Origin of the sequence: Arenibaculum sp. (assembly GCF_035998295.1) — a bacterium.
In the GTDB taxonomy this organism is placed as follows: Bacteria; Pseudomonadota; Alphaproteobacteria; order Azospirillales; family Azospirillaceae; genus DASYHS01.
In genome coordinates, this window is sequence record NZ_DASYHS010000132.1 from 1 (window position 1) to 13129 (window position 13129).

Below are 13129 nucleotides of genomic sequence, written 5' to 3' on the forward strand. Positions count from 1 at the left end.
GCCTTGGAGATGTAGAGGCCGAGGCCGCTGCCGGAGTGGCGGCGCGACAGGACGCTGTCGATCTGGGCGAAGGGCTGGGCAAGCTCCGGCAGACGGTCCGTCGGTATGCCGATCCCGGTGTCGCTGATCGCCACCTCCACCGCCCCGTCCGGGGTCGTGACCACGACGCTGATCCGGCCGCCGTCGGGCGTGAATTTGAAGGCGTTGCCGAGCAGGTTCAGCAGGATCTGCCGGATGCCGCGGGGATCGGCGCGAACCGCCGGCGCGGGGTCGGGCACCGCGATGTCGAGCTGGTGGCGGTCGGACCCGACGGCCTGGCGCGCGAGGCGTGCGACCTGGCGGATCGCGTCGCCGAGGTCGATGGTCTCCTCGCGCAGCTCGTACCGCCCCGCCTCGATCCGGGCCACGTCGAGGATGTTGTTGATGAGGTCGAGCAGCAGCTTCCCGCTGCCGTGGATGTCCTGGACGTATTCGCGGTAGCGCTCGTGCCCGAGCGGCCCCCAGGGCTCGGTCGCCAGCAGGTCGCTGAAGCCGATGATGGCGTTGAGCGGGGTCCGCAGCTCGTGGCTCACGGAGGCGAGGAAGGCCGATTTCGCGTTGCTGGCCGCCTCGGCGACGTCGCGCGCCTTGCGCAGGGCCTCCTGCTGCTCCTTCTGCATGGTGATCTCGGTCCGGATGCCGACCCTGCCCCCGTCGTTGGTCCGGTGGTCGCTGATGCGGATCCAGCGGCCGTCGGAAAGCTGCTCCTCCTTGTTGAAGCTCCGGCATTCCGGGTCGAACCGCTCCCGAAGCTCGGCGTCGAGATCGCCGATCGAGGTCACGAAGCCGTTGAGGGCGCATCGCCGGACGATCTCGGGGAAGCTCGTCCCCGGCACGAGCAGGGCCGACACGCCCCGGTAGTACTCACGATAGCGGCTGTTGCACATCACGAACCGCTGTTCCGGATCGAGCAGGATGAACCCGTCGGCCAGGCTCTCGACGGCGTCGGCCAGCACCTGTTCGGCCCGGCGCGCCCGCGCCTCGGCGCGGCGATGCTCGGTGACGTTGGCGCCGGTGCCCCGGTAGCCCAGGAACGCCCCCTCGCCGGAGAAGACCGGCACGCCGCTGATCCGGAACTGCAGCACCGCCCCGTCCACCCGGCGGTAGGCGTATTCGAAGTCGCGGAAGGGCCGCCGCGCCCGCATGTCGCCGAGATGCGCCTGCCATTTGGGATCGGTCCGGCGCTCCGCCGCGATCTCCTCCCGCGTCCGGCCGAGGAGATCCGCCGGCTGGACGCCGGTGGCCTCCGCCATCCGGTCCGACAGGTATGTCAGCCGCAGGTCGGCGTCCATCTCCCAGAACCAGTCCGAGGCCGCCTGGGCGAAGTCGTGGAACCGCCTCTCGCTCTCGCGCAGCCGCTCCATGGCCAGGACGCGTTCGGTGATGTCGACCAGGCTGCCGGCCATGCGCGTCGGCCGCCCCCCGCCGTCACGCAGGGCCTGCCCCTTGATCTGGACCCAGCGCGTCCCGCCATCCGGGCGGCGGATGCGCAGCGCGAGGTCGAAGGGCTCGTCCTCGCCCAGATGGGCCGCCAGGGCGGCCCTGAGGCGGCCGCGGCAGTCGACGTCGAGCAGGCTCTCGAAGGTATCGTTGAGGACCGGCTCGTCGTCGGGCCGCAGGCCCACGATCTCCTTGAACGCCGGCGACCAGAAGACCGTCCCGCTCAGGACGTCGTAGTCCCAGATGCCGACCTCCGCCCCTCCCACCGCGAGCGCGTACCGCTCCTCGCTGCGGCGCAGCGCCTCCTCCTGCTGTTTCAGGGCGGTCACGTCGGTCGCGGTGCCGCGGTAGCCGAGGAACGTCCCGTCCTCCGCGAAGAACGGCTTGCCGCTGGTGCGCACGTACCGCACCGCGCCGTCGGTCCTCAGGAAGCGGTACTCGAACGCCCGGAACGGCTCGCGCCGCGCTATCGCGGCCATGTGCTCGCGCCATTTCAGGGCGTCCACGTCCTCGGCGGCGATGTCCTGGCGGCGGCGGCCCAGCAGGCGGTGCCGCTCGACGCCCATCAGGTCCTCGATGCGCTCGGACAGGTGGCTGATCCGAAGCTGCGCGTCTAGTTCCCACAGCCAGTCCGATGCCGCCTCGGCGAAGTCCCGGAAACGCTGCTCGCTGCGCTGGAGCCGGTCGGACGCCTCCGAGGTCGCGGCCGCGCCGGCGGGGAGGCCGGGTCCGGCCGCGCGCGACGGGGTCCGCTCCGCCTCCTGCGCGGGCGTGACGTCGACCATGCTGCCCAGGATCTCGCGCGGGCCGCCCTGGCCGTCGCGGACGAGATGGAACTCGTGGTGGAACCAGCGCAGGACGCCGGCGCGCGTCAGCATGCGGCAGTCCACCCGGCCCTCGCCGGAGGCCAGGGTCCGCGCGAGCGCGGCGCGGTAGGCGCCGAGATCCTCGGGATGGACCATCTTCGCTGCCAGCCGGGGATCGGCCGCGAAGTCCTCGGGACGGTATCCCGTCAGCCCGGCGACGGTCGGGCCGACATGCACGACGGGGAAATCGGGAGCGGGCAGCAGCGCGTAGACGACGACCGGCGGCGCCGCGAGCAGATGGGTCTCTTTCGCTTCGTCCCCCACCAGAGCCTCCTTCCGCGCGCCGCCATCCCCGGACGCGTCATTTTAGGCTCATGATGCTCACGAAACGTTACCTTGGGAAATCGCCTTGCGAAGAAATCGATCGGGCAGGGCTCGCCTTCAGTCCCGTCCCCCGCCCCGCCCCCCGCCCCACCACGGCTCCGGGACGGCGCGTCCGTCATGCAGGAGCTCGAGGCTCCGCGGCACCTCGGACGGGGTTTCGCCGTTCAGCACGGCGCCCGCCGCCGTCACCGCGCGCACCAGCGCCTCGGGGGAGAACGGCTTGCGCAGGACGCCCATGGCGGCGCCACCGATCTCGGCGCCCTTCACGTCGAACCCCGTCATGAGGAGCGACGGTATCCCGTAGACGGCCTTCATGACATGGGCGGTCGAAAGCCCGTCGCCGCCGCGCCCGAGTCGCAGGTCGACCAGCGCCAGGTCGGGGCGCGCGCGGGCCGCCAGCCGCAAGGCCTTGTCCGTCGTCGTCGCCACGCCCGCGACGTCGAAGCCGTGCCGTTCCAATACCGCCCTGGCGGCTGGCCCGACCAGCGGATCATCCTCGACGACGATCAGCCTCAATGTCCGTTCCTCCGTGCGACGCGCCTTGGTCGGCGGGTAGATGTGCATCCGCGCGCCATGTTCAACGTACCCCGACCGGTCATATCCCCATGCCCACCTCTTCTTTCGCGCGGCGGGGGCCGCCAATCGGCGGCTGGACAAGATTGGATAAAATATACAAAATGGCCGTCCATGAGACAGGGACGCCCCGAGCGATGACGAAGCACACCTTCAGCTGCATCGACGCCCACACCTGCGGCAACCCCGTGCGGGTCGTGAGCGGGGGCGCCCCGTTCCTGGCCGGGGCGACGATGATGGAGCGGCGCGCCCATTTCCTGGCCGACTACGACTGGATCCGCACGGGCCTGATGTTCGAGCCGCGCGGCCATGACGCGATGTCGGGAAGCCTGCTCTACCCGCCGACGCGCGCCGACTGCGACCTCGGCATCCTGTTCATCGAGACCAGCGGCTGCCTGCCGATGTGCGGCCACGGCACCATCGGCACCGTCACCGTGGCGCTGGAGCACGGCCTGGTCCGCCCGCGCGAGCCGGGCGTGCTGCGCCTGGAGGTCCCGGCCGGGCTGGTCGAGGCGCGCTACGCGCTCGACGGCGACAAGGTCTCGGCCGTGCGCATCCGCAACGTCGCCTCCTACCTGCACGCCGAGGGGCTGGAGGTCGACCTCCCCGGCTTCGGCCCGGTCCGCTTCGACGTCGCCTATGGCGGCAATTTCTACGCGATCGTCGAGCCGCAGGCCGGCTACGAGGACCTCGACCGGCTCTCGGTCCAGGACATCCAGCGCCTGAGCCCGGAGCTGCGGCGCCTCGCCAACGCGAAGTACCGGTTCGTGCACAAGGAGAGCCCTGCGATCGCCGGCCTGTCGCACGTGATGTGGACGGGACGCCCGAAGGCGGCGGGCGCGCATGCGCGCAACGCCGTGTTCTACGGCGACCGGGGCATCGACCGCTCGCCCTGCGGCACCGGGACGTCCGCGCGCATGGCCCAGCTCGCCGCCCGCGGGGACCTGCGCCCGGGCGACGACTTCGTGCACGAGAGCATCATCGGCAGCCTCTTCCACGGCCGCGTCGAAGCCGAGGCGACCGTCGGCGGCGCGCCGGCCATCGTGCCGAGCATCCAGGGCCAGGCCTGGGTGACCGGCATCAACACCCTCTTCCTGTACGACGACGAACCCTACGCGCGCGGCTTCCTGCTGCCGTGACGCCCGATCCAGGAGGCACAGCGATGACGAAGCAGACGACGAAGCACTGGAGCGGGGTGTTCCCCGCGGTCACGACCAGGTTCGCAGCCGATTTCTCGCTCGACGGCGAGGCGATGCGCCGCTCGCTGGCGCTCCAGGTCGAGGCCGGCGTGGACGGCATCATCTGCTGCGGTTCGCTGGGCGAGGCGAGCACGCTCTCGGTCGACGAGAAGGTCGAGGTGGTGCGGCTCGCCCTCGAGGCGGCAGGCGGGCGCATCCCCGTGCTGGGGACGGTCGCCGAGACGACCACGGCCAAGGCCCTGGAGTTCGTGCGCAAGGCGCAGGCCGCCGGCGCCGACGGGTTCATGGTGCTGCCGGGCATGCAGTACGTGTCGGACCTGCGCGAGGCGGTGACCCATTACCGGGCGGTCGCCGCCGCGTCCGACCGGCCGCTGATGATCTACAACAACCCCGTCGCCTACCGGGTCGACCTGGGCGAGGACGGCGTCGCCGAGTTGCTGGAAGACCCGAAATTCGTCGCGATCAAGGACAGCGCCGACGACGTCCGGCGCGTGACGCGGCTGCGCAACCGCTTCGGCGACAGGGTCGCGATCTTCGCCGGGGTCGACAACCTGGCGCTCGAGAGCCTGCTGATGGGCGCGGACGGCTGGGTCGCCGGCCTGGTCTGCGCCTTCCCGCGCGAGACCGTGGCCATCCATCGCCTGGTGCGCGCGGGGCGCATCGAGGAGGCGCTGGCGGTCTACCGCTGGTTCGTGCCGCTGCTCGACCTCGACGTCTCGACCAAGCTGGTCCAGAACATCAAGCTGGCCGAGAGCATCGTCCACGGCTTCGCCGACACCGTGCGCCCGCCGCGCCTGAGGCTGGCGGGCCCGGAGCGGGCGCGCGTCGAGGAGATCGTGCACGGCGCGCTGGCCACCCGCCCGGCTCTTCCCGACCTCGGCGCGGCCTGAGGGAGCCGGCGACAGGACCGGCCGACAGGAACCGCAGGCGCGCCTTCGGGTTTACGTGCGAGTGAGCCGGCCGCGCGCGAACGCGTGGCCGGGCCGACAAACCGGGAGACGGGCAACCATGAACGGCAGCACAGCGAAGACCAGGCCGGTCCTGCCGCACGAGGTGAGGGAGATGTTCGGCGATCTCGACGACCTGACCCTCGCCCGGATCGTGGGGACCGGCGCCACGCCGGCCGAGGTGGCGGAGGCCCACACCTGGCTGCACGCCGGCGACGCCCTGGCCGGCTCCCTCGGCCGCCCGCGGGGCGAGCGGGTCGCCGCGATCATCGACATCGTCCAGCCGGAGATCGAGCCGCCGGACGACGCCGGCATCTGACCGGCCACGGACAGGCGGCAGGCGGCAGGCGGCCCAAGGGGCGGACCGTGGGTGGCCCACGGGTGGCCCACGGGCGGCCCACGGGTGGCCCACGGGTGGCCCACGGGTGGGGTGTGACCAAACGGGAACCTCCCGGTTGCGTCCTTGCCTGCGCGTTCCCTTGCCGCTAGATCACGCCGACGGTCCCTCGGCGGGGCCGGGCAACGTGGCGGGGGGCTCGTGTACGACGTCGGCATCGTCCTCCTCGTGATCGCGAGCCTGCTGGGCGCCGTCGGCGTGCTCCAGCCGATCGCGAGCCGGCTGAGGCTGCCCCACAGCGTGCTCCTGGCCGCCTTCGGCGTCGCCATCGGCATCGCCTCGGCGCTGGCGCCGCACGTCGCCTCGGGGCTGGCGCCCCATTCCGACGCGCTCCCGCTGTTCGAGCTGGCCCGGTCCTTCGGGGACCTGCCGATCGGCTCGGCCGTGTTCATCCAGGTCTTCCTGCCGCTGCTCCTGTTCCAGGCCGCCCTGACCATCGACGTCCGGCGCATGATCGAGGACGCGGCGCCGATCCTGCTGCTGGCGGTCGTCGGCGTGTTCGTCGCGACGGGCATCATCGGCTTCGGGCTGGCGCCGCTGGCCGACGTGCCGCTGGTCGCCTGCCTGCTGCTGGGCGCCATCGTCGCGACGACCGACCCGGCCGCCGTCGTCGCGATATTCCGCGACCTGGGCGCGCCCGCGCGGCTGACCCGGCTCGTGGAGGGCGAGAGCCTGCTCAACGATGCGGCCGCGATCGCGCTCTTCGGCGTGCTGCTCGCGATGCTCGCCGATGGAAGCGGCGCCGACCCGGCGTCGGGGCTGATCGGCCTGGCGACCGGGTTCGCCGGCGGGTTCGGGGGCGGGCTGGTCTTCGGGATCGCGGCCGGCCGCCTGGCCGTCCTGATGCTGCGGCCGCTGCGCGAGCTGCGGCCGGCGGTATTCGCGCTCTCGCTGTCGCTGCCCTACCTCGCCTTCGCCGGCGCCGAACGCCTGTTCGGCGTGTCCGGCGTCGTCGCCGTCGTGGCCGCCGGGCTGACGATGAGCGCGTCGGGCCGCGCCTATGTCGCGCCCGCCTCCTGGACGTCGCTCCAGCTCGCCTGGGAGCACGTGGCCTTCCTGGCGGGCTCGCTCGTCTTCGTGCTCGCCTCGATCCTGGTGCCCAAGCTCCTGGTCGACGTCGATGCCGGCGACCTGCTGCTGCTGGCCGTCCTGTTCGCGGCCGCGCTGGCGGCAAGGATCGTCCTGCTGTTCGGGCTGCTGCCGATCCTGACGCTCGCCGGCCTCGGCGAGCGGGTGAGCGGCCCCTACAAGCTGGTGATCACCTGGGGCGGGCTGCGCGGCGCGGTGACACTGGCGCTTGCCCTTTCCGTGACCGAGAACGCTGCCATCGACCCCGCGGTCCAGCGTTTCGTGGCCGTGCTCGCGACCGGCTTCGTGCTCGCGACCCTGTTCGTCAACGGCGTGACGCTGCGCCCGCTGATCCGCCTGCTCGGCCTGCACCGGCTGTCGGCGCTCGACCTCGCGCTGCGCCGGCAGGTCCTGGCCCTGTCGCTCACGGAGGTGCGCGACGGCATCGCGGACAGCGCCAGGGCCTACGGCATCACGCCGGCGACCGCGCACGCCGTGCTGCGCGACTACGAGGCCCGGATCGGCGAGGTGACCTCCGGCGAGGGCGTCGAGGAGGCGATCTCCGACCGCGACCGGCTGACGCTCGGGCTGATCGCGCTCGCCAACCGGGAGCGCGAGCTGGTCCTCGACCATCACGCCCAGCGCACGGTGGCCGACGACGTGATCGACCTGATGCTGCGCCATGCCGGCCGCGTCTTCGACGGCGCGCGCACCGGCGGGCGCATCGGCTACAACCGGGCGGCCAGGCGGGGGCTCGACTTCCCGCCGGGCTTCCACGTCGCCTACCGCCTCCACCGCTGGCTGCGCATCGACCGGCCGCTGGTCCGCCAGCTCAGCACCCGGTTCGAGCTGCTGCTCGTCCGCCGGCTCGTCCTCGACGAGCTGAAGCGCTTCAACGCCGAACGCCTGACGTCGCTGCTCGGGGCGCGCGTCGCCGACCTGCTGGAGGAGGTGCTGGACGGGCGGATCGAACGGACGGCCAAGGCGCTCGACGCGCTCAGGCTCCAGTATCCCGAGCATGCCGAGGCGCTGAAGCAGCGCTTCCTGCGCCAGTCGGCGCTGCGCCAGGAGCTGGCGCGCTACCGCCAGCTTCACGAGGAAGGGCTGATCGGCCAGGAACTCCACCACGACCTCGTCCGCGAGCTGAACCAGGCCGACCGCGCCGCCGACCGCCGGCCGCGCCTCGACATCCGGCTCGACAGCGCCGCCATGATCCGGCAGGTCGACCTGTTCGCCGATCTCGACGAGGCCGACCGCAGCCGGCTGGCGAAGCTCTTCAAGCCGCGCTTCGCCGTCCCGGGCGAGCGCATCATCCGCAAGGGCGACCGGGGCGACAGCGTCTTCTTCATCTCCTCGGGCGCGGTCGAGGTCCTCCTGCCCGACCGCCGCATCCGCCTCGGCCGCGGCGACGTGGTGGGCGAGATGGCGCTGCTGACCGGCGCTCGCCGCCAGGCCGACGTCGTGGCCCTGGGCTTCTGCCACCTCCTGGTCCTGAAGCGGGGCGATTTCCACCGGTTCCTGCGCGACAACCCCGAGGCGCGCGCCCGCATCGACGGGATCGTCGAGGCGAGGCTGCGCATGAACGACGAGGCGCAGACCGGCATCCGGACCCGGGCGACGGGGTAGCCGCTACTCCGTTCGGGAAGGTTATATTTACAGATTATTAACCTTAATAATCGATCGTCGAAGTCGGACCTTCATCCTTTCCCGTAACCCCGACCGAGACGGAGCGCGTCATGGCCCTGACTTTCCTCGGCCGCGCCGGCAAACCGGACCAGACCCCGGAACCGCCGCGCCATTCCTTCCTGCCCCAAGCCAACGGAAGCGCTGCGATCGGCGCCCGGCGTGCGGCGGCCGACGCCTCCGACAAGATCGACGACCTCCAGTCCGCCCTCGCCCGCCTGATCGATCCGGACGATGCCGTCGGCATCCCGCCGGCCCAGCCGCAGCCGCAGCCGCAGGCCCAGCCGGCGCGGCGCGCCCAGGCGGCTCAGGCCCAGGCCCAGCCTCAGCCCGGCCCCGCCACCCCGGCCGAAGCGGCCGCCGAGGACCGCCTTCTGGCCGAGGTGCAGGCGACGCTCGCGCGGCTGGAAGCGAACCGCGAGCGCCCGCCCAGCGATTCCCTCCTGAACCAGATCGACACGCTGGCCGCCAACCTGGAGCGGAACCAGGCGGAACTGCGGACCGCGCGCTCGGGGCTCTCGCGCCTGCAGGCCGACAACGCCCGCCTGAACACCGAGAACGAGCGGCTGCGCCGCATGCTCAAGACCCTGCTCTCGGCCGTCGATGCCGACGGCAAGCGGATCAGCGACACGATCGAACGCGCCGAGCGTCGCCTGCGCGACCTCGTTCCCGCCGGCACCGCCCCCGGCGGCGCGGAACCGGCCCCGACCCCCCCGATGCGCCCGGCGCAGCGCGCCAGGGCCGAAGCGACGGAGTGACCTGCCCGCGCGGACCGCTGACGGCGGTCCGCGCCCTCCGCGCCCCAGTCGCGCCCCGGTCGCGCCCCGGTCGCGCGGACTGCTCTCCTTGATCCCGGTTGCGGCGACCTTATCTTTAGGACAAGGCAGGCCTTCGTGCTGCCGAACCCAGGGTGCCTGCGACGGGCCCGCTCCCGCGACTCGCTCGGGACGAGGAGATACGCCGTGACCACACGTCTTTCATTGTTCAACAGCCCGCTCCTTCTGGGGTTCGACCAGTTCGAGCGGACGCTGGACCGGATATCCAAGAACTCCGCGGAAGGCTATCCCCCCTACAACATCGAGCAGATCGGGGAGGACGGGCTACGCATCACGCTGGCCGTCGCCGGCTTCACGGCGGACGACCTCAGCGTCCAGATCGAGGACAACCAGCTCGTGATCCGCGGCCGACAGGTCGACGACCGGGAGCGGATCTACCTGCACCGCGGCATCGCCGCGCGCCAGTTCCAGCGCAGCTTCGTGCTCGCCGAGGGCATCGAGGTGATGGGCGCCGCCATGAACAACGGCCTTCTCCACATCGACCTCAAGCGGCCGATCCCGGAACCCAGGGTCCGCACCATCAAGATCGCGCAAAAGCAGGAAGGCGCCTCCCGGACCATCGACGTCGATGCGGACCGGAACTGAGATGCCCGCCGACGCGCCCCGCCAGAGTGAGTGCCCGATGATGAACACCACCCCAGATTTGCTGCGCCAGCTCTCGTCGAAGGACTTCGCCGCCTTCGGCGTGAACGACATCGCCTACGTCAAGCACGTGAGTATCGAGGACGTCCAGGGCTTCGCGATCCACGCCGCCGACGGAACCCAGCTCGCCGTGCTTCCGGAACGTGACGTCGCCTTCGCGGCCGTCCGCCAGCACGACATGGAGCCGTTCAGCGTCCACTGAGCCGAGGCCGGCCCCCGACCAAAGGAAGGCCCGCCGTCCGGGGACGGCGGGCCTTTTGCGTCTTCGGGCTCCGGCTTCAGGCCGCGTGGCTCGCTTCCTGCTGGGTCAGCAGGGCGTAGATGGCGTCGGCGCTGTCGGCGCCCCGCAGCTTCTCGCACAAGGAGGCGTCGCGCAGCAGGCGCGAGACGCGGGCGAGCGCCTTCAGATGGTCGGCCCCGGCCCCCTCGGGCGCCAGCAGCAGGAACATCAGGTCCACGGGCTGCTCGTCGATCGCGTCGAAATCGACCGCACGCTCCAGGCGGGCGAACACCCCGTGCACCCTGTCGAGGTTGGGCAGCTTGCCGTGGGGGATGGCGATGCCGTGCCCGACGCCGGTGGTGCCGAGGCGCTCGCGCTCGAGCAGCACGTCGAAGACCGCCCGCTCGTGCTGGCCCGTCAGCTCGGCCGCCCGGCGCGCAAGCTCCTGCAGAACCTGCTTCTTGCTGCCCGCGCGCAGGTTCGCGATGATGCTCTTAGGCGTAATCAAATCGATCATTTTCGAACAAGCGGCGCCCGTGATCAGGCGCCGGTCCCCTGGGTGCCCTTCGGATCGACCCAACCCACGTTGCCGTCGGGCCTGCGATAGACCATGTTCAGCCCGCCATGCCCGCGATTGCGGAACATGAGGGCCGGCAGATCGGCGAGATCCATGCGCATCACCGCCTCACCGACGGTGAGAGTGTCGATCACCGTCGCCATTTCGGCGACGACGACGGGTTGTGGATGGTCATCGTCGTGGTCCGGGCCGGCGCCCGCCTCCGGCGGGTCGGACCGGCCGTCGTCCACATAGTCATCCGGGTCATTGGCGTCCAGGACATAGTTCACCGCGGGCAAAGATGCCGCAATCGCCTGGCCGCCGTCGCGATGACGGCCGCGCAGGCGCCTCTTGTGGCGGCGCAGGCGCTTGGCCAGGCGGTCCGCCGCCGTGTCGAAGGCGGGATAGGGCTCCGTCGCCTCCGCGCTGCTCTGCAGGAGGATGTTCCGGCCGACATGGACCGAAATGTCCGCCGTGAACAGATGCGCGTCGCGCGAGATCACGACGTCGGCCTCGATGGGATCGCTGAAATATTTCCCGACCAGCGCGTTCAGAACGACGCCGACATGGGTCCGCAGCGAGTCCCCGACGTCGAGCTGTTTGCCTTTGACCGTGAGATGCATGACCTGCCTAGTCCGGATTCCGTGGTTTGAATACGTGGTTGTTCCGAACGGCACCATCCGCGGGCCGCGACAGTAGGAGCGGGTCGCGACGGGAGTCAAGCGATCTATGCGAAGCGGGCGCCCCGGCGGGGACGGCGTCACAGGCGGAGCGCTTTCTCACGGCGGCGCTGCACGGACGAGGGAATGCGCATCGCCTCACGATACTTGGCGACGGTCCGGCGCGCAATGTCGATCCCGTCCACGCGCAGCACCTCGACGATGCGGTCGTCGGAAAGGACCGCATCCGCGCTCTCGGCGTCGATCAGCGTCTTGATGCGGTGGCGCACCGCCTCGGCCGAATGCGCCGCCTCGCCGTCGGCCCCCGCGATCGCGGCGGTGAAGAAGTATTTCAACTCGAACAGGCCGCGCGGGGTCGCCATGAACTTGTTGGTGGTGACCCTGCTGACGGTGGATTCATGCATCCCGATCGCCTCCGCGATGTCGCGCAGGATCAGGGGCTTGAGGTGCTGGACGCCGTGGACGAAGAACGCGTCCTGCTGCCGCACGATCTCGGAGGCGACCTTCAGGATCGTGGTCGCCCGCTGGTGCAGCGACTTGACGAGCCAGTTGGCGGAGTGGAAGCGCTCGTTGATGTAGTCCCGCTCGGTCTTGCTGCGCACCTCGCCGACGACGCGCGTGAAATACCGCTGGTTGACCAGCACCCTCGGCAGCGTGTCGGAGTTCAGCTCGATCAGCCAGCCGCCGCCGGGCTGGGGGCGCATCAGGATGTCCGGCGTCACCGTCTGGGCGACGTGCCGGTCGAAGCGCAGGGCCGGCTTCGGGTCGAGCGCCTTGATCTCGGCGATCATGTCCGAGAGGTCCTCGGCGTCCACGCCGCAGATCCGAAGCAGCGCCGGCACGTTGCGGGCGGCCAGCAGGTCCAGGTGATCGACGAGCGCCTGCATCGCCGGGTCCAGCCTGTCCTTCTCGCGCAGCTGGATCGCGAGGCATTCCTTCAGGCTGCGCGCGAAGATGCCGGGCGGATCGAAGCGCTGGAGCCGCGCGAGCACCGCTTCGACCCGCGCCGCGGATATGCCGAGCTGCACGGCCAGCGCGTCGAGATCGCCGGCGACGTAGCCCGCCTCGTCGAGCTGCTCCAGCAGCGCGAGGCCGATGAGCCGGTCGGCCGGATCGCCCAGCTCGACGTTGATCTGGGAGACGACGTGGTCGCGCAGGCTGGCCTCGCCGCTCGCCACCTGGTCGAGGCCGTAGTCGTCGTCGGAGAAATCGGTCCGCCCGCCCCTGCCCGACCAGTCGCCGCCGCCGTCCCCGGCCAGGCTGCCATTCGTCCAGACATTGTCGTAGTCGGTGTCGAGCGGTCCCTCCCGGTCGGCGGGCAGGACCTCCGAGGAGGCGAGCGTCGCGCTGTCCATCCGCAGCGGGTCGGCCGGCGGGGGCGCCTCGCCCCCGTCGGCGCCGGCATCGTCTCCCCCGCCGGCCCGCTCGCGCTCCCCGTCCGCGCCGCCCCGGCCATCCCCGCCGTCGGCGGGGACGTCACTCCCGCCATCGGCGGGACCGTCGTCGCGCTCGAGCAGGGGGTTCTGCTCGATCTCGCGGTCGACGTAGTCGGCAAGCTCGAGATTCGACAGCTGCAGCAGCTTGATCGCCTGCTGCAGTTGCGGCGTCATCACGAGCGACTGGGACTGCCGCAGATCCAGGCGTTGAGTGAGCGCCATT

At 71.2% G+C, this 13129-nt stretch carries 12 protein-coding genes; 7 read left to right on the top strand and 5 right to left on the bottom strand.

Features of this window, described 5'->3' with window-relative positions; translation table 11 throughout:
- Positions 1-2609: PAS domain S-box protein (locus VGO20_RS12995; RefSeq protein ID WP_327502779.1), on the bottom strand; the 2609-nt coding region annotated here is incomplete at its 3' end.
- 117 nt (positions 2610-2726) lie between these two features.
- Entirely contained in the window at positions 2727-3185 is a 459-nt protein-coding gene (locus VGO20_RS13000; RefSeq protein WP_327502781.1) for a response regulator, read from the bottom strand.
- Between the two features lie 194 nt (positions 3186-3379).
- Here VGO20_RS13000 and VGO20_RS13005 point away from each other — a divergent pair, with 194 nt between their 5' ends.
- The 7 genes from VGO20_RS13005 (at position 3380) to VGO20_RS13035 (ending at position 10216) form a co-directional block, all read left to right on the top strand.
- The gene (locus VGO20_RS13005; RefSeq protein ID WP_327502782.1) at positions 3380-4381 is read left to right on the top strand and encodes a 4-hydroxyproline epimerase; all 1002 of its coding nucleotides are present in this window, start codon (positions 3380-3382) and stop codon (positions 4379-4381) included.
- Between the two features lie 23 nt (positions 4382-4404).
- Positions 4405-5331 carry a dihydrodipicolinate synthase family protein gene (locus VGO20_RS13010; protein ID WP_327502783.1) on the top strand — a complete coding sequence of 309 codons (927 nt, stop codon included), beginning with the start codon at positions 4405-4407 and terminating at the stop codon, positions 5329-5331.
- 118 nt (positions 5332-5449) lie between these two features.
- On the top strand, positions 5450-5707 hold the full coding sequence (locus VGO20_RS13015; protein ID WP_327502784.1) for a hypothetical protein: 258 nt from the start codon (positions 5450-5452) through the stop codon (positions 5705-5707).
- A 219-nt stretch (positions 5708-5926) separates the two neighbouring features.
- A complete protein-coding gene (locus tag VGO20_RS13020; RefSeq protein ID WP_327502785.1) occupies positions 5927-8479 on the top strand; it encodes a cation:proton antiporter in 2553 nt (850 codons plus the stop codon).
- Positions 8480-8589: 110 nt separating this feature from the next.
- A complete protein-coding gene (locus VGO20_RS13025) occupies positions 8590-9294 on the top strand; it encodes a hypothetical protein (protein ID WP_327502786.1) in 705 nt (234 codons plus the stop codon).
- A 204-nt stretch (positions 9295-9498) separates the two neighbouring features.
- Entirely contained in the window at positions 9499-9957 is a 459-nt protein-coding gene (locus VGO20_RS13030) for an Hsp20 family protein (RefSeq protein WP_327502787.1), read from the top strand.
- Positions 9958-9994: 37 nt separating this feature from the next.
- Complete coding sequence (locus VGO20_RS13035) at positions 9995-10216, top strand: DUF1150 family protein (RefSeq protein ID WP_327502788.1); 222 nt, start codon at positions 9995-9997, stop codon at positions 10214-10216.
- Between the two features lie 76 nt (positions 10217-10292).
- Here the strand turns inward: VGO20_RS13035 and ptsN are convergent, their stop codons facing one another.
- The 3 genes from ptsN to rpoN all read right to left on the bottom strand — a co-directional run bounded on the left by ptsN (position 10293) and on the right by rpoN (position 13128).
- A complete protein-coding gene (gene ptsN / locus VGO20_RS13040) occupies positions 10293-10751 on the bottom strand; it encodes a PTS IIA-like nitrogen regulatory protein PtsN (RefSeq protein ID WP_327502789.1) in 459 nt (152 codons plus the stop codon).
- Positions 10752-10774: 23 nt separating this feature from the next.
- Positions 10775-11413: a ribosome hibernation-promoting factor, HPF/YfiA family gene (gene hpf, locus VGO20_RS13045; protein ID WP_327502790.1), complete on the bottom strand. Its 639-nt coding sequence runs from the start codon at positions 11411-11413 to the stop codon at positions 10775-10777.
- Between the two features lie 137 nt (positions 11414-11550).
- Positions 11551-13128 (bottom strand): RNA polymerase factor sigma-54, encoded by a 1578-nt coding sequence (rpoN, locus tag VGO20_RS13050; RefSeq protein ID WP_327502791.1) that lies wholly within the window; start codon positions 13126-13128, stop codon positions 11551-11553.
- Position 13129 lies beyond the last annotated feature (1 nt).